The organism is Streptomyces sp. NPDC003327 (genome assembly GCF_053589515.1).
Window position 1 is genome coordinate 221,840 of the sequence record NZ_JBSFSA010000003.1, and the last position, 14,677, is coordinate 236,516.

The following is a 14,677-nucleotide window of genomic DNA, read 5'->3' on the forward strand; positions in this document are numbered from 1 at the left end:
AAGCGGACGGAAGCCGAAGGAGTTGCGGATCCCGAAGAGACAGGCCAGGCCGTCGTAGGCGTTGCCCCTGTTCAGCAGGAAGAGGTCGATGCCCGCTTCCCAGACGGTGTCCTCGTCGTCCGGACCCTGCAGCCGGGCCCCCGGACGGCACTCGATCATTCCACTGACGTCGGTCGACATGGCGTGCTCCTGCCTGCCAGGCCTAGGAGCCGGCATGCGCATTTCGCTCCGCGCACTCGCGGCCGTCCTCGGCCGACCGCCCCCGTTGCTGTCAGCCGTGGATGTCAAAGACCCCCAGCCATGATCGGTTGGGGGTCTTCGCGTCTCCTGCCTGGAGCCCCCTGTCGGGTTCGAACCGACGACCCCCGCTTTACAAGAGCGGGAGGGCAGGGTTGCACCTGACCTGCACAGACGTTGCGGGAGCTGATCGCCACTCCAGAGCCCGACGCCACCCCTCGTTCCCCGTGGCTCCCCGCACGATCTGGCACGGATGTGGCACGGTCTTCGCCCCGTCTGCCAGTGCCTCGAAAGGGTCTCCACCTGCGCGCGTCGGCTTCCGAGGTGTTCAGCTCCGTAGTGTGAAGGCGCACGCCCGCCTCTGCCCGGGCCCTTGGCAGTCGAGCTGCCAGTCGCGGGCCTCCCACTCTCCCGGAGGCGCCTCCATTGGGATCGATCAACGATTCTGAGGGGCTCATGACCCCGATACGGGGTAGCCTGAGACTGTGCAGCTAGTGTGCAGGTTGACCCGATAGTAGGGAGGCGAGGCATGTGACTTCGTTGCGTAGTTCAGATCCCGACCTGCCGCTGGCCGGCTTGCCATCAGCAGGCCGGGCGCTCTTGCGGATGGCGCCCGTCGAACTCGCCATCGCCGAAGTCCGCTTCGCAGGTGTGGGTGAATCGGTATCAACCGGGCAAGCGCTCGCGATCAAGGACTTTGCAGAGGCACGCGGCGTTTCCTTCACGTCGCTTGAGCCAGCCCAAAAAAATGAACTCAGTGTCGAGTTCGGCCCGTCTGGAGCCAACCCACAAGTGCAGGTGAGCGCGAGAGGGTGGCAGTTCGGCCGCGATGGAGGGCAAATTCTGGCGACTATCATGCCGGATTCCCTCGTGATTCAAACAAATCGCTATGAGCGGTGGAGCACCAGTCTTCGCCCGATCCTGGAAGCGCTAATTCTTGGAATTGAAGAGAATCTGAAGCCGGAGCTATTGAACAGATTGGGCGTGCGTTACATCAACCGCTTGGTTGATGCAAAGGCGACGAACGCCCTCGCTTGGCAAGGACGTATCTCGGACGCTTTCTTGGGCCCCGTGCTCGACCCAGTCCTGGGCGACAAGGTTGCGGCCGCTCAGCAGCAGGTAGAGCTCTCGCTAGGCACAGGCCGGGGTGCTTTGATTCGGCATGGAGCGTTCCGGGACGCAGCAGCGCAAAATTCCATGAGTTACCTAATGGACATCGACGTCTTCGATGCTTCCACGCAGCGATTCTCTAGCTCGAATGCGCTAGACGCAAGCCAGCGGCTAAATCGCACTGCGCTTGCTCTATTCAAGCAAGTAATCGAACCTTCCTACTGGGAAACGCTGCCGACATCAACCAACACGTCCGACGACGATTAGGGGGAATCGTGACTGCGACAATGGTTCGGGCATCCGGGGAACGCCACACAGGGCAATCAATCGAAATGGCGGAGCTCCGCCAAAACGGTGATGCAGTAATTTCCGCCAATGGGACGGCTCTTCAGCTCCCGGGGCTGCAGAATACAGTTCTACGGGATGTGCTGGAGAGTTGGGATTCCGCGCTGACACCAATGGTGTCGACGCTGGTTATAGGCCTCAATGAGGCTGCATGCCAGGTTGCCCAGTTCAAGCTTCGAGTTGAGCAGATTCCTGGCCGGAAGCTCGCCTGGGTGGGCCCCGGCCTCGAATCGACCAACGAGAAGGAAATTTCAGGCGACCCTGAGGAGTCGGCTGATCGAACGGCTGTAAGTGCCGTGAATGAGCTGGCGCAAATTCTAGGGCTGCCGGTGCGTGACATCCTTGCTGGGGCTGGAATTGCGCGGCGCACGTTCTACTCCTGGCGCGGCAGCAATGTTTCGCCGCGATTGGCCAGCCAGGGCCGGCTGTGGTCCATGCTGCAGGCTGGCACCGACCTTCATGATGTGCTGGGACCTGATCTTCAGCGATGGATTGCTGCGGACTCGGACCGGCGGCAGAGCATCGTATCGGGCAACCTTGATGCCCTCATGGGGGAGGTTCTCGAAGAGAAGGCTCGGCGCGGTGAGTTCAGCACCAGGCCACTTGCCGCAGCATGGATGGAAGCAGCAGGACCGGAAGGGGATGCTGATCCGGTTACCCCTTCACGGCGGCCCGCCGGAAGAGTCACGAAAGCTAAGTCGGGTATCCGCACGCGCAAGGATCAATCCCCGGGTATTTAATGCAGCGACACCGGAGAAGTAATGGCAGATTCGACCGAGAAGGTCGAGGGTGAGACCGGAAGTGAATTCGCAACGCTGGATTCACTCCTCCCTGAAGTCTGGCCTGATGAAAGCAAGAAGTCCCTAGACGCCTGGCAGCAGGGCCAAATGCTGCCGGGTTCCACCCTGTCTTGGGCAGCTCCTTTCGGGCTCGATACAGTGACCGGGATTGATTCCGATGCCGAGGAGGGTCAGGAGACTTCGCAAGGGTGGTGCCATGTTTCCGTTTCCGACTTGCGCTGCCGTTGGGCAATTGTCACAAGTCAGACCTGTGACATCGTGGCAAGCGGGCCAGGAGCAAGGCATCCCTTTGTTCAAGTCAGTCCCGTTTACCATTTGCCCGAGGTTTCACCCAATCGGCGGCTCGCGATTGAAGGTCACGAAGTCTCCCATCTCGTAGCTCTGACCGCTCCACCGTCATCGGGGTTTTGGGTTGCCGATCTCCGGGCCAGCCTCCCGGTGAGTAAGCATCTCCTGGCTTCCAGCTCTCCAGTTACCGCCTTCTCTAACGAGAAGGACTTGCTGGACTTTTCTGAGCACGTGGCTGCGCGGATTCGCCGTCCTTCGCTGCACGACGTGGTGAGCGACACGATGGTCAAATCAATTGGCCAATACATCAAAGTCACCAACAAGGGCAATCCTGAGTGGTGGGAGAATGTTGAGCAACTGCGGGTAATGATCACTGGACCTAGGCTTGATCCCAGCTCTATTCAGCTGGTCGTCCTACAGCAGAATCAGCTGGATGCGGCCCAGAAGAAGCTCTGGCGAGATTGGGCTTCCTCGTTTCGGAAGATCCTGGCGAAGGATAATATAACGATGACACCGGTATTCTTTACGTCATTGGACGAAATGACTGCCCGCCTTTATCGGGAATCCATTCCGTTGCGAGTCGTTGAACTTCGCCGACCCTACGTTTGGTGAGTTCAAAGTGGTCTAAAATTTGTTCGCGTAAGCAGGGCGCCGTTAAACCCGAAGACATGTGGTTTGAAACGACATGGTCATAGGCCACGACGAGACCTGGACCGACGCGGAGCGACCACACCGGCCCCGCCATCTCGCGGCAGCAGCTGCTCCCCGCCCGCCCCTTCCCGGTAGTGTGGTCGCCTCACGCTCCCGCCATCCGTGACGGCGGGTGTACGGCGCCCCGCCCTGCTCAAGCCCGGCAGTCGGCCGGCCATGCGCAAGAGGCCACCCCTCCCCTACTGCTGGCCGTCTTTTGGTCGCCCGTCTTGGCCGCAGTCGGCAGCGCTCGTGGCTACGCGTGCCATGTGACGGTTGCCGTGCTTGGAGGCCTGCTTGGGCTGCCCATCAACCCAAGCCGTCAGGCGTGCGGCCGGCGGCCGGGCTGGAGCGGGGCGTAGACAGGAGCGCAGGCCCGGGCGACGGGCCGCGCGCGCCGCGCCGTGCGCGGCGGGTGCCTTGATGAGGTAGAGAAACCTGTAACAACTCGCGTCCCTACAGGCGGATGTACGCGATCGTCGCGTCGTCGTGCTGCTTGCTCCTGGGCCATCGGATGAGGTCCGGGTCTGCCTCCTCCGCCTCGCGGACTCGGCGGAGCATGCCTTCGGGGCCTTCGTGGCTGAGCTGCTTCATGTAGCCGTGCCAGTCGGTGGCGTGGAACGTCGTGACGAGCCGTGCGGCACCGTCCGTCAGCAGGGCAGCGCCCCCGATACTCGACGCGCTCGCCTCGCCCGTCAGGGCCTCGTTCGCCGCAGTCGGGTCTGCGGCTGCCACCCAGTAGCCGCCCCGCGTGTTCCGAAGTCCCCGCTCCTCCTGGACCAGGGACTCATGGGCTCGCTGGCGCTCGGGCGATCCCGGGGCCGCCGCGGCGAGGGCCTCCCGCGCTCCCGGTGCCACGCGGGCCAGGCGGTCGTCCGTGGTCGCCGTGACCGTGCCGTCCCCGTCGACGAGGACGGTGCAGTCGCCCAGGACGAGCCACTCGAAGGTCTCGCTCCGCAGCCGCGCCACGGCCACCGTCGCCGACGGGGACAACGGGTCGTCGACCGCGCACGTGTCCCGATGGAGCGCCGCCGTGGACTCGATGGACGTGGCCAGGCAGTCAGCCAGCGGTGCGGCCGCCCGAGTCGCCTCCGCGTACAGGCGAGCGCCGAGCTGCTCCACGTACCAAGCCACCCCGTGCTTGCAGCCCGAGCGCATCCCGGGCGCCATCCCGGCGCCGTCCAGGACCACGGCCACCGAGGGGCCGGAGAGCGCGAAGTCCTCGTTCCTGCCCTGGGGCCGCGGGTAGCTGGCCTGCTCGACGAGCACGTCAGGCGGTCTCGTGCAGCAGCACGTCGGTCACGGCACGGCTGGCCGTGATCGCCTTCGTGCTCGGGTCGTAGTCCGCCGCGACGACCATCGAGAAGGGCGCCGTGCCTGCCTGCTTGTAGAGGCCGGCGATGTTCTCGGCGAGGAAGTGGGCCACTCCCAGCGAGCCGACCGCGTGCACACCCGCCACGAGCAGGAACGTCCCCTGGCCGTCCGGCCGCGGCAACCTTCCGAGGTACGCGATGTCCGTCGGCGTGGGCGCCTCGGGACTGTCCGTGGGAGAGGTGTGTACGGTGCCGCCGTCCCGCTCGGTCAGGGCCCAGCGCCCGTCGGGCAGGGTGTCGAAGGACAGCCGCGGGTCCTTGCTCAGTGCCTCGGCGGTGACCGGCGACGACTTCGGACCGCAGACGACCAGGAGATCCTCGCGGTTGAGGTCGATCTCGCCGGAGGTCGGGATGTAGCCGAGGTCGCCCTCCAGCTGGAGCCGGTGCGCCAGGGCCAGGAGCTTCTGGCCGGTGGAGCTGTCCTCCAGGGCCACGAAGTCCCGCTCGCCCGCCCGCATGGGTACGAGCACCTGGGCGTGCTCGGTGCCGAGGAACGCGCGCTCCGGCGGGGGGCCGGCGTCCCGGAGCTGAGCCACGCGCGCTCGGCTGACGCCCATCATCTTGGCCACGTCCGCCATGGAGTGCCCGTGGTCACGCAGCCACGCGATGCTCTCCTTGCGCATGCGCGAGGTTTCCACCACGGCCGCCTGGAGGTCGTTCATCAGCTCCACAGCTGCCTTCACGCGGAGCGCGTGATCTTGCATCGCGGCGACCCGCCGCACCTCTTCAATCACGGCGAACACCTCGCGGAACCGGACAGTGGGCTGACTTCATAGCCACATGCTAAGGGGGGCTTGACACCTCGCACCAGTCGCGTGCATCTTGGGTGCTAAGCCCCCCTTAACAAGGCGGGCTCACAACAGCCGGGCTGTTAAGCCCCCCTTACCGGGAGAGTGGAATGCCGTCCTTCAAGATCGACCTTTCGACCGCCGTCGTGTTCGTCGCGACCGCTCCCACCCCGAAGCTCGTCAGCAAGCAGACCGGCGAGCGCGCCGTGGACCGCGAGACCGGCGCCGGACTCTCCACCATCGGCCTGCTGATCTCGGACGAGGGCGAGGGCAACCTCTACCAGGTGACCATCCCCGAGACCGGCCTCCCCGACGGGCTCACCCCCGGCATGCCGGTCTCGGTCATCGGCCTCAAGGCCCGCGACTGGGAGAACACGTTCAACGGCCAGACCCGCCACGGCATCTCGTTCCGCGCGGTCGCCGTCACGCCGCTGGGTGCCTGACCATGACCGACCTGTCGACGTTATGCGAGGTCGGCCTCCCGCTGGCCGGTGCGGCGGGTGGCCTCGGCTACGCCAAGCTGCGTGCGCCCCGCGCGTACTGGTCGCTGATCGGACTGCCGCTGACGCAGGCACGCATCGCCGTGACGTACCGCTCGACGATGGACGTGTGCGGGCTGACGGTGCAGCCGTCCCGCCTGCGGGCGTTCATGGTCCGTAGCATCGCCCGCGGTGACGTCCGGCCCGTGCCGCCGAAGATCCGCCGCGTGCGCTGGTCCTCGACCGGCCTGCGGGTCACGCTCCGCCTCGCGGCCGGTCTGGAGCCCGCCGACGTGATGGCGGCCTCCGAGCGGCTGCGCCACGCCTGGGGCGTCCACTCCGTCAACGTGGTGGAGATCAAGCCGGGGTACGTCGAGCTGCGGATGACCGGCTACGACGTGCTGCGGCGGGTAAGGATGCCGCGCCATGTGCCCGCCGAGCCGATGACGGTCGCGGTCGCGCTGAGGGAGGACGGCACTCCCTATGTACGGGACTACCGCAAGGTCCCGCACGCGCTGACGCTCGGCGCGAACCAGTCGGGCAAGTCCATGTACCAGCGAAACCTGGTCGCGGGCCTGGCACGGCTACCGGTCGCCCTGGTCGGGATCGACTGCAAGCGGGGCGTCGAGCAGCGCGGGTACGCGCCCCGGCTGTCCGCCTTCGCCATCACGCCTGAGGAAGCGGACGGCCTTCTCGATGGGCTGGTCGAGGAGATGGAGGAACGCTTCGACCTGCTCAGCGCCCATGGCGTCGCCGACATCTGGGCCCTGCCCGAAGAGGTCCGGCCAGTGCCGGTCGTCGTCCTGGTGGACGAGGTCGCGGAGCTGTTCCTCGTCGCGACCAGGAAGGACGAGGAACGCCGGGACCGGATGGTCACGCAGCTCATCCGCCTCGGCCAGATGGCCCGTGCGGCGGGCATCTTCCTGGAAGTCTGCGGCCAGCGCTTCGGCTCCGACCTCGGCAAGGGCGCCACCGCGCTCCGCGCCCAGCTCACCGGCCGGGTCGTCCATCGCGTCAACGACAAACAGACCGCCGAGATGGGCCTCGGGGACGTCGCCCCGGACGCGGTCGTGTCCGTCATGACGATTGCGCCCGACAGGCCCGGTGTGGCCGTGGCCGGAGACTCCTCCGGCGGCTGGTCCCGCATCCGTACGCCCGAGCTGACCGCGGCGAAAGTGGCCGCGATCTGTGCCGAGCACGCCCACCTCGCGCCGGACATTCCTCGGCTCGCGCCGTACCGGCCGACCGTCCGCGTGGAGACCGCTCCGGTCGAGTCCGTGCCTCTGCTGAAGCCGCTTCCGGCGACCGACTGACCCATCCTTCCCACCGGTTGGCGTGACCGTCTCACGCCAGGTCCCTACCCCACCCATGCCCGAAAGGGGGTGACCACGTGTTCCGCACCCCCCGCCTCGACGCCGTGCTCGTCCAGGCCGTCATCGCCGGGGCCCTGTCCTTCGCCCACCTGCACGACCTGGCAGCCGCGGCCGGTCAGGACGGATGGAAGGCGTGGGCCTACCCGGTCAGCGTCGACCTGCTGCTCGTCGCCGCGTGGCGCCGGATGCGTACGGACGCGGGCAACCGCGACGCCTGGCTGTGGTTCGCCATTGCCCTCACCGCCTCGCTCGGCGCCAACGTCGCCACCGCCGGACTCCTCGACATGAGCGACGTCCCGGACTGGCTGCGCATCCTCGTCGCCGGATGGCCCGCCCTCGCCTTCCTCGGCGGCACGCTCCTCGCCCACGCACCCGCTCCCGCGCGGGAGCCGGAGCCGGTTCCGGAACCAGTTCCCGAGCCTGTACCGGTCGACGAAACCCGTCCGGACCCCGTACCCGAGCTGGTCGTCGAGCGTGCTCCGGAACCCGCTCCCGAGCTGCCGCCGGCAGTCCAGGAGCCCGACGAACCGGCGCCCGAGGAACCCGAGGAAGTGGCCCCGCCGCCCGCCGCGCCCGCCGCGCCCGCTCAGCCCGTGCCCGTCCCGCCCGCCCTCCTCACGCACGCCCGCAAGGTCGCGGACGCCCACCACGCCCAGACCGGCCACCCGATCGACGCCGACACCCTGCGCGCCCGGCTCGGGGTCCCGGCCGCCCTGGCCGACTCGCTCGCACTGCAACTCGCCTGATCCGGAAGGACACAGACCCGTGCGCCCGAACCGCTTCTACGACATCGCCCGCATCGGCCCGGTGCAGGTCGGCACCCACCACGACGGCCGGGGCCGCACCAAGCACACCGCCGTGTGCACGGCCCCCGGCTGCGACTTCTCCGCCGACTACAACACCCGCGCCGCCGCCGAACTCGCCGCCCGTACCCACCGCTGCAACCCCCGCTGACCGCAAGGAGTTCCGCGTCATGGACGTCCCGCTCTGGCTCGCCCTGATCGTCGTCGGCGGCCTCGGCATCAAGCTCATCCGCCCGCCCTGGTGGCTCGTCGCCGTGATCCTCCTCGGCGGCTACCTCCTCGCCGACAGCGTCCTCGCCCCGCTCATCGACCACGCCATCCAGTAGGGAGCCCCGCCATGTTCCGACCGCGCGTCCCGGTCAACCCGCTTCCGACCGGCCTCGTCACCCCGCTCGTCCCGCCCGCCACGACGTCTGACGTCGTCCCCCTGCCCACGGCCCAGGCCGAGGCCCCGACGCCGGTCCCGGCCACGGCCTCGGTCCCGGCCGCGCCCCGCGCCCAGCTCCCGGCCGTCCGCCTCACCCCGACCGGCCTCGTTGCCGTCGCCGCCGGCGGTGCGGGTGTCGTCCTGGTCGTCGGCGCGGTCCTCGTCTCCATGCTCCTGGCCGTCGCCGTCACCGGCGCCTCGATCGCTGTCGTGGCCGTCGTCCTGCGGCTGCTGATCCGCGACATGCAGAAGGGCCGGTGACCGTCGTGGACACGCAGACGATCGCCGCCGCGGGCTTACCGGTCCTCGGCTGGGCCCTGCACGGCGGACTGCTCCAGTGGCGCCTGGCGGGCGCCCGCCGTGACCCCCTGACCGGCCTGCACACCCGTGCCGGATGGACCACCCGCGCCGAGCGCCTGATGGCCAAGCACCCGAACGCCCTCGTGCTCCTGGTCGACCTCGACGACTTCAAGGCCGTCAACGACACCCACGGCCACGCCGCCGGGGACGCGGTCCTCACCGCCACCGCCGAGCGGCTCGCCACCTGGTGCGGGCGCCACGGTCTCGCCGCCCGGCTCGGCGGGGACGAGTTCGCCGCCATCGTCACCGACCTCGGCGCCGTCAACCTCTTCGACCTCTGGACCGCGCTGGACCAGCCGGTCACGCACAACGGACACGTCCTGCCGGTCTCCGCGTCGGTCGGCTGCTGCCTCCGCGATCAGTTGCCGGTCCCGACCCTCACCGACGCCCTGTCCGCCGCCGACGCGGCGATGTACGCGGCCAAGGGCCACGGCAGGCGCAACCACACACGCTGAACGGGCCCCCGGAGCGGCCTCGGTCGCCAAACTTCCGCCGCCCCGGGCGCCTCGACCTCCTCCAGATCCAACGGACCCGAAAGGGACAGCTCATGATGCCCGAAACCACCCCCGCCCGGCGCGTGTGCCGGGACTGCGACGGCTTCGCCACCGCCACCGTCACCACCGGCCTCCCCACCGCCGACGGCACCCGGGACACCGCCCGCGTCCACTGCCCCACCTGCCGGGGCCTTGGCCACACCGTCGTGACCCCCGCCGTCCGCGCCGGGAAGTGACCTTGAACGACACCGCCCTCACCGCGGCGGGCCTGGACCCGGCCACCCTGAGCGACCTGCTCCGGGTGGCCGGGTCCCCCGGCTTCGACCGCCTCACCGACCAGATCCACCGGACCGGGGGATGCGCCGCCCCGATCCGCCTCTCCGGCGGCACCAAACTCCTCGACCCCGCCACCACGACCGTGCTCCACACCTACACGACCGACACCGAGCCGGGTGGCGTCCTGCGGGTCGCCTGCGGCAACCGGCGGGCCTCCCGCTGCCCCGCCTGTGCCTGGACCTACGCCGGGGACACGTACCACCTCATCCGCGCCGGACTCGTCGGCGCGCCGGACAAGGGCACCCCGGAGACCATCCGCGACCACCCCCGCGTCTTCGCGACCCTGACCGCCCCGTCCTTCGGCCCAGTCCACAACCGCCCCGGCACCCGCCCGTGCCACTGCGGGGAGAAGCACCAGGAGGACGCTCCCGAACTCGGGACCCCGCTCGACCCGGACACCTACGACTACGCCGCCTGCGTCCTCTGGAACAACCACGCCTCCGAGCTGTGGCGGTACTTCACCATCTACCTGCGCCGCGAGATCGCCCGCCGTGCCGGTCTCACGCAGAAGGCCGCCCGCGAGCAGTCCCGCGTCTCGTTCGGCAAGGTCGCCGAGTACCAGAAGCGCGGCGCCGTCCACTTCCACGCCGTGATCCGCTTCGACGGCCCCGCCGGTCCCGACACCCCGCCCCCGGCCTGGGCCACCCTCGACCTGCTCACCGACGCCATCCGGGCCGCCACCGCCCGCGTCCGCGTCGTCGTCCCCGCCGCCCCGGACCACGGCGTCGGCCAGGACCTCGTCCTCACCTGGGGCACCCAACTCGACGTCCAGCCCATCGGCGCCTTCGGCCAGGGCGAGGACCTCACCGAGCAGGCCGTCGCCGCCTACGTCGCCAAGTACGCCACCAAGGCCGCCGAGACCACCGGCACGGTCGACCACCCCGTCGGCAACAAGGAGGCGCTGATCCTCCTCGACGTCCCGGACCACCCGCGGCGCCTCATGGAAGCCTGCATGGACCTGGACCGCGCCTACCCGGACCGCCGCCTCCGCGCCTGGGCCCACATGCTCGGCTTCCGCGGCCACTTCTCCACCAAGTCCCGCCGCTACTCCACCACCCTCGGCGCCCTTCGCCAGGTCCGCGCCGACTACCGCGCCGCCCAGCAGCGCGCTGCCCTCGGCCTGCCCGACCCCGACGACCACCCGGAGTCCACCCTCCTCGTCGTCGCCCACTGGACGTACGCCGGACACGGCGCCACCCCCGGCGAGTCCTGGCTCGCCGCCAACGTCCGCCGCGACCTCCAGCACAACCGTGAACACGCCCGCGAACTCCGCGCCCAGCTCGAAGCACCCGCAGAAGAGGAGTGGTGACCATGCCCGCCCGCCTGCTCACCGTCGCCCAGGTCGCCGAACTCCTCGGCACCTCCGTCCGCTTCCCCCGGCGGCTGATCGAGGAACGACGCATCACCTTCGTCAAGGTCGGCCGCCACGTCCGCATCCCGGAGCCCGCCGTCACCGCGTACATCGAGACCCACACCGTCCGGCCCGTCGAGCGCCGCTACGGAAAGGCGGCCTGATGGCGAACCGCAAAGGCCAGCGCCGGCGCTTCGGCACCGTCCGCCAGCTCGCGTCCCGCCGCTGGCAGGCCCGCTACCGCGACCCCCTGTCGGGCGAGATGAAGTCCGCGCCGCACACCTTCGACACCAAGACCGACGCCGACGTCTGGCTGACCACGATCGAGGCGGAGATCATCCGTGGCACCTACCAAGCCCCCGACGCGGGCAAGGTCGTCTTCGGACCGTACGCCGACGAGTGGCTGAGGCACCGCAAGCTCGAAGACCGCACCCGGGAACGCAGTGAGAGCGTGCTCCGGCTGCACATCAAGCCGACCTTCGGCGCCGGGTCCCTCGCCGCGATCAGCACTGCCCGGGTCCGGGCCTGGCGTACCGCGCTGCTGGAAGCGGGCGTCGGCGAGCCGACCGTCGTCAAGGCGTACCAGCTCCTCCGCGCGATCCTGAACACGGCGGTCGACGACGAACTGATCCGCCGCAATCCCTGCCGCATCAAGGGCGCCGACCGCTACGACGTGCCGGAGCGGCCCGTCCTCACCGTCGCCGAGGTGTACGCCGTCGCCGACGCCATCCAGCAGCGCTACCGGTCGCTCGTGCTGCTCGCGGCCTTCACCACGCTCCGCTTCGGCGAGCTGGCCTCGCTCCGCCGCCGAGACCTCGACCTCACCCGGTGTGTGGTTCAGGTCCGCCGCGCCCAGGCCGAGCTGCAGAACGGCACGCTCGCCGACAAGGCGCCCAAGTCGGCCGCGGGCGTCCGCACCGTCGCCTTCCCGGCCGAACTCAGCCCCGAGCTCGCTCACCACCTGGAGCACTTCGCCGGAGCCGGACAGGACGGCCACCTCTTCCAGGGCCCCCGCGGCGGCTTGCTTCGGCGGAGCAACTTCCGCGACGACTGGACGACCGCACGCGCGGAGGCCGGCGTCTCCGAGCACGTCCACTTCCACGACCTCCGGCACACCGGGAACACCCTCGCCTCCAGCGCCGGGGCCAGCACCCGCGAGCTGATGACGCGGATGGGGCACAGCACCACCCGGGCCGCGCTGATCTACCAGCACATGACGAGCGACCGTGATCAGCACATCGCGGGGAAGCTCGGCGAGATGATCCGCCAGGCCCGTAGGGACGGGCCTTCTGGCACGTAAGTGGCACGGCCGTGATCATGCGAAAGGGCCAGCGCCGGGGAATCATGCCCCGGCGCTGGCCCTTTGCCATGAGCCCCCTGTCGGGTTCGAACCGACGACCCCCGCTTTACAAGAGCGGTGCTCTGGCCAGCTGAGCTAAGGAGGCAGCGAGTGCAGTGTAACCAACGACCCACCGGCGACGGTCGGAAATCTCACTGCCGGTGGGGTGCTGACAGATCCCGTCCCGCGGGGTAGCGTCACGGGGAGTTCACCCTGGTGGACTAGACCTGAATCCTTCCTTTACTCGGATCGTCCGGCACGTTCCTGCCGGTGAAGGGACACATCACCATGGCTTCCGTCACTTTCGACAAGGCCACCCGGGTCTACCCGGGCGCCACCAAGCCCTCCGTCGACCAGCTCGACATCGAGATCGCCGACGGCGAGTTCCTCGTCCTCGTCGGGCCCTCCGGCTGCGGCAAGTCGACCTCGCTGCGCATGCTCGCCGGTCTGGAGGACGTCAACGGCGGCTCCATCCGCATCGGTGACCGCGACGTCACCCACCTGCCGCCGAAGGACCGGGACATCGCCATGGTGTTCCAGAACTACGCGCTGTACCCGCACATGACCGTCGCCGACAACATGGGCTTCGCGCTCAAGATCGCCGGCGTCAACAAGGCCGAGATCCGCGCGAAGGTCGAGGAGGCCGCGAAGATCCTCGACCTCACCGAGTACCTGGACCGGAAGCCGAAGGCGCTCTCCGGTGGTCAGCGCCAGCGTGTCGCCATGGGTCGCGCCATCGTGCGCGAGCCGCAGGTGTTCCTCATGGACGAGCCCCTGTCGAACCTCGACGCGAAGCTGCGCGTCTCGACGCGTACGCAGATCGCGAGCCTCCAGCGCCGTCTGGGCATCACCACGGTGTACGTCACCCACGACCAGACCGAGGCCCTCACCATGGGCGACCGCGTCGCCGTGCTGAAGGACGGCCTGCTCCAGCAGGTCGACTCCCCGCGCAACATGTACGACCGGCCCGCCAACCTCTTCGTCGCCGGCTTCATCGGCTCCCCGGCCATGAACCTGGTCGAGGTCCCGATCACCGACGGCGGCGTGAAGTTCGGCAACAGCATCGTCCCCGTCTCCCGCGAGGCCATCGCCGCCGCGTCCGCCAAGGGCGACACCACGGTGACGGTCGGCGTCCGCCCCGAGCACTTCGACGTCTCGGGCGCGACGAGCAAGGACGGCCTGGCCGTGACGGTCAACGTCGTCGAGGAGCTCGGCTCGGACGGCTTCGTGTACGGCTCCACCCGCGTCGGCGGCGAGGACAAGGACCTGGTGGTCCGCGTCGGCGGCCGTGACGTGCCCGCGAAGGGCTCCACGCTGCACGTCGTCCCGCGCGCCGGCGAGCTGCACGTCTTCTCGACCTCCACGGGCGAGCGCCTCAGCGACTGACGCCCCGGAGCCGGAACCACGGCCCAGGCGCCCAGGCACCCGAAACGGTGGCCGAACGGCCCCGCATCCACGCCGGATGCGGGGCCGTTCGCCGTAGCGGCGCCGTACTCGTGGTTTACCCCGCGAAACCCCGGCATTCCGGGCCCGCCGCGCCCACCCGCGTCAACACGGGATTCGAAAAGCCGCCTCGAACCATCCCCCGCGAGAGTGACTAAATGTCGCCATATCACTACCGCCCGCTACGCTCGCCTGCGTGACGCACACTGCCCGCCGTATCGGCCGCTCTCTCGCCCTCGTCCTGCCCGTCGTCCTGGTGCTCTCGGGAACGCTCGCGGTGTCCGCCGTTCCGTGGGCCGGCCAGGACCCCACGACCCAGATGCTGACGGCTTCCTCCGCGGAGGTCTCGACGCCGGCCAAGTCCCGTGCCCCGCAGGACATTCTCCGCGACCAGCTCCTCGCAGAGCTTCAGGAGAAGGACCCCGGTGTCGCCCTCACCCACCTCCAGCGCGAGGTGGAGAACCGGCCGTCGCTCGCCAAGCACTGCATGTCGATCGCCCGCGCCCTCGGCCGCGCCGCCGTCGAGCACTACGGCCCCTCCCGCGCCCAGTCCTTCTCCCGCCCGGTCTGCGACACCTCGTACGCGACCGGCGTCATGCGCGCGAGCTGAACGCCGACCCGCAGGCGGGGAGCCTATGGTT

The 14,677-nt window shown here is 69.0% G+C and carries 18 protein-coding genes and 1 tRNA gene; 16 read left to right on the forward strand and 3 right to left on the reverse strand.

The features are described 5' to 3' along the window. Nucleotides 1–768: 768 nt before the first annotated feature. The 3 genes from ACWDVG_RS04195 (at nucleotide 769) to ACWDVG_RS04205 (ending at nucleotide 3,392) form a co-directional block, all read left to right on the forward strand. Nucleotides 769–1,614 carry a TIGR04255 family protein gene (locus tag ACWDVG_RS04195; RefSeq protein ID WP_451695970.1) on the forward strand — a complete coding sequence of 282 codons (846 nt, stop codon included), beginning with the start codon at nucleotides 769–771 and terminating at the stop codon, nucleotides 1,612–1,614. A 158-nt stretch (nucleotides 1,615–1,772) separates the two neighbouring features. Beyond that, entirely contained in the window at nucleotides 1,773–2,432 is a 660-nt protein-coding gene (locus tag ACWDVG_RS04200) for a hypothetical protein (RefSeq protein ID WP_451695971.1), read from the forward strand. A 21-nt stretch (nucleotides 2,433–2,453) separates the two neighbouring features. After that, complete coding sequence (locus ACWDVG_RS04205) at nucleotides 2,454–3,392, forward strand: hypothetical protein (protein WP_451695972.1); 939 nt, start codon at nucleotides 2,454–2,456, stop codon at nucleotides 3,390–3,392. A 534-nt stretch (nucleotides 3,393–3,926) separates the two neighbouring features. Here ACWDVG_RS04205 and ACWDVG_RS04210 read toward each other — a convergent pair. Both ACWDVG_RS04210 and ACWDVG_RS04215 read right to left on the reverse strand, forming a co-directional pair. Beyond that, complete coding sequence (locus ACWDVG_RS04210; protein WP_451695974.1) at nucleotides 3,927–4,739, reverse strand: protein phosphatase 2C domain-containing protein; 813 nt, start codon at nucleotides 4,737–4,739, stop codon at nucleotides 3,927–3,929. Nucleotide 4,740: 1 nt separating this feature from the next. Further along, the gene (locus ACWDVG_RS04215) at nucleotides 4,741–5,577 is read right to left on the reverse strand and encodes a sigma-70 family RNA polymerase sigma factor (protein ID WP_451695975.1); all 837 of its coding nucleotides are present in this window, start codon (nucleotides 5,575–5,577) and stop codon (nucleotides 4,741–4,743) included. Between the two features lie 164 nt (nucleotides 5,578–5,741). Here ACWDVG_RS04215 and ACWDVG_RS04220 point away from each other — a divergent pair, with 164 nt between their 5' ends. From ACWDVG_RS04220 to ACWDVG_RS04270, 11 genes are all read left to right on the forward strand, one after another. After that, complete coding sequence (locus tag ACWDVG_RS04220) at nucleotides 5,742–6,074, forward strand: SCO3933 family regulatory protein (protein WP_451695977.1); 333 nt, start codon at nucleotides 5,742–5,744, stop codon at nucleotides 6,072–6,074. A 2-nt stretch (nucleotides 6,075–6,076) separates the two neighbouring features. Next, nucleotides 6,077–7,423 carry an FtsK/SpoIIIE domain-containing protein gene (locus ACWDVG_RS04225; RefSeq protein ID WP_451695979.1) on the forward strand — a complete coding sequence of 449 codons (1,347 nt, stop codon included), beginning with the start codon at nucleotides 6,077–6,079 and terminating at the stop codon, nucleotides 7,421–7,423. A 77-nt stretch (nucleotides 7,424–7,500) separates the two neighbouring features. After that, complete coding sequence (locus ACWDVG_RS04230) at nucleotides 7,501–8,229, forward strand: DUF2637 domain-containing protein (RefSeq protein ID WP_451695981.1); 729 nt, start codon at nucleotides 7,501–7,503, stop codon at nucleotides 8,227–8,229. 19 nt (nucleotides 8,230–8,248) lie between these two features. Then, nucleotides 8,249–8,437 carry a mobile element transfer protein gene (locus tag ACWDVG_RS04235; protein ID WP_451695983.1) on the forward strand — a complete coding sequence of 63 codons (189 nt, stop codon included), beginning with the start codon at nucleotides 8,249–8,251 and terminating at the stop codon, nucleotides 8,435–8,437. 19 nt (nucleotides 8,438–8,456) lie between these two features. Next, nucleotides 8,457–8,612, forward strand: a complete 156-nt coding sequence (locus ACWDVG_RS04240) for a hypothetical protein (RefSeq protein WP_451695985.1) — start codon at nucleotides 8,457–8,459, stop codon at nucleotides 8,610–8,612. 11 nt (nucleotides 8,613–8,623) lie between these two features. Then, a complete protein-coding gene (locus tag ACWDVG_RS04245; protein ID WP_451695987.1) occupies nucleotides 8,624–8,974 on the forward strand; it encodes a SpdD-like protein in 351 nt (116 codons plus the stop codon). A gap of 5 nt (nucleotides 8,975–8,979) precedes the next feature. Beyond that, complete coding sequence (locus ACWDVG_RS04250; RefSeq protein WP_451696183.1) at nucleotides 8,980–9,528, forward strand: GGDEF domain-containing protein; 549 nt, start codon at nucleotides 8,980–8,982, stop codon at nucleotides 9,526–9,528. A gap of 92 nt (nucleotides 9,529–9,620) precedes the next feature. Then, nucleotides 9,621–9,803 carry a hypothetical protein gene (locus ACWDVG_RS04255; RefSeq protein ID WP_451695988.1) on the forward strand — a complete coding sequence of 61 codons (183 nt, stop codon included), beginning with the start codon at nucleotides 9,621–9,623 and terminating at the stop codon, nucleotides 9,801–9,803. Nucleotides 9,804–9,805: 2 nt separating this feature from the next. Beyond that, a complete protein-coding gene (gene repSA / locus ACWDVG_RS04260; protein ID WP_451695990.1) occupies nucleotides 9,806–11,212 on the forward strand; it encodes a replication initiator protein RepSA in 1,407 nt (468 codons plus the stop codon). Between the two features lie 2 nt (nucleotides 11,213–11,214). Then, nucleotides 11,215–11,418 carry an excisionase family DNA-binding protein gene (locus ACWDVG_RS04265; RefSeq protein WP_451695992.1) on the forward strand — a complete coding sequence of 68 codons (204 nt, stop codon included), beginning with the start codon at nucleotides 11,215–11,217 and terminating at the stop codon, nucleotides 11,416–11,418. Further along, on the forward strand, nucleotides 11,418–12,554 hold the full coding sequence (locus ACWDVG_RS04270) for a tyrosine-type recombinase/integrase (protein ID WP_451695994.1): 1,137 nt from the start codon (nucleotides 11,418–11,420) through the stop codon (nucleotides 12,552–12,554). Before ACWDVG_RS04265 ends, ACWDVG_RS04270 begins: the two co-directional genes overlap by 1 nt. A 71-nt stretch (nucleotides 12,555–12,625) precedes the next feature. On the opposite strand, the gene ACWDVG_RS04275 is transcribed toward ACWDVG_RS04270, so the two are convergent. Next, nucleotides 12,626–12,699 (reverse strand) — tRNA-Thr (locus ACWDVG_RS04275). 182 nt (nucleotides 12,700–12,881) lie between these two features. On the opposite strand from ACWDVG_RS04275, the gene ACWDVG_RS04280 reads away from it, so the two are divergent. Both ACWDVG_RS04280 and ACWDVG_RS04285 read left to right on the forward strand, forming a co-directional pair. Beyond that, a complete protein-coding gene (locus ACWDVG_RS04280; RefSeq protein WP_451695996.1) occupies nucleotides 12,882–13,979 on the forward strand; it encodes an ABC transporter ATP-binding protein in 1,098 nt (365 codons plus the stop codon). Between the two features lie 253 nt (nucleotides 13,980–14,232). After that, nucleotides 14,233–14,646, forward strand: coding sequence for a hypothetical protein (locus ACWDVG_RS04285; RefSeq protein ID WP_451695998.1), 414 nt, complete (start codon nucleotides 14,233–14,235; stop codon nucleotides 14,644–14,646). The last annotated feature ends 31 nt before the right edge of the window (nucleotides 14,647–14,677 follow it).

Excerpts from the sequence above, each read along its gene's own strand:
- ACWDVG_RS04225 (WP_451695979.1), top strand. The coding sequence starts at position 6,077 with ATGACCGACCTGTCGACGTTATGCGAGGTCGGCCTCCCGCTGGCCGGT.
- ACWDVG_RS04280 (WP_451695996.1), top strand. The coding sequence starts at position 12,882 with ATGGCTTCCGTCACTTTCGACAAGGCCACCCGGGTCTACCCGGGCGCC.
- ACWDVG_RS04240 (WP_451695985.1), top strand. The coding sequence starts at position 8,457 with ATGGACGTCCCGCTCTGGCTCGCCCTGATCGTCGTCGGCGGCCTCGGC.
- ACWDVG_RS04205 (WP_451695972.1), top strand. The coding sequence starts at position 2,454 with ATGGCAGATTCGACCGAGAAGGTCGAGGGTGAGACCGGAAGTGAATTC.
- ACWDVG_RS04220 (WP_451695977.1), top strand. The coding sequence starts at position 5,742 with ATGCCGTCCTTCAAGATCGACCTTTCGACCGCCGTCGTGTTCGTCGCG.
- ACWDVG_RS04245 (WP_451695987.1), top strand. The coding sequence starts at position 8,624 with ATGTTCCGACCGCGCGTCCCGGTCAACCCGCTTCCGACCGGCCTCGTC.
- ACWDVG_RS04255 (WP_451695988.1), top strand. The coding sequence starts at position 9,621 with ATGATGCCCGAAACCACCCCCGCCCGGCGCGTGTGCCGGGACTGCGAC.
- ACWDVG_RS04265 (WP_451695992.1), top strand. The coding sequence starts at position 11,215 with ATGCCCGCCCGCCTGCTCACCGTCGCCCAGGTCGCCGAACTCCTCGGC.
- ACWDVG_RS04270 (WP_451695994.1), top strand. The coding sequence starts at position 11,418 with ATGGCGAACCGCAAAGGCCAGCGCCGGCGCTTCGGCACCGTCCGCCAG.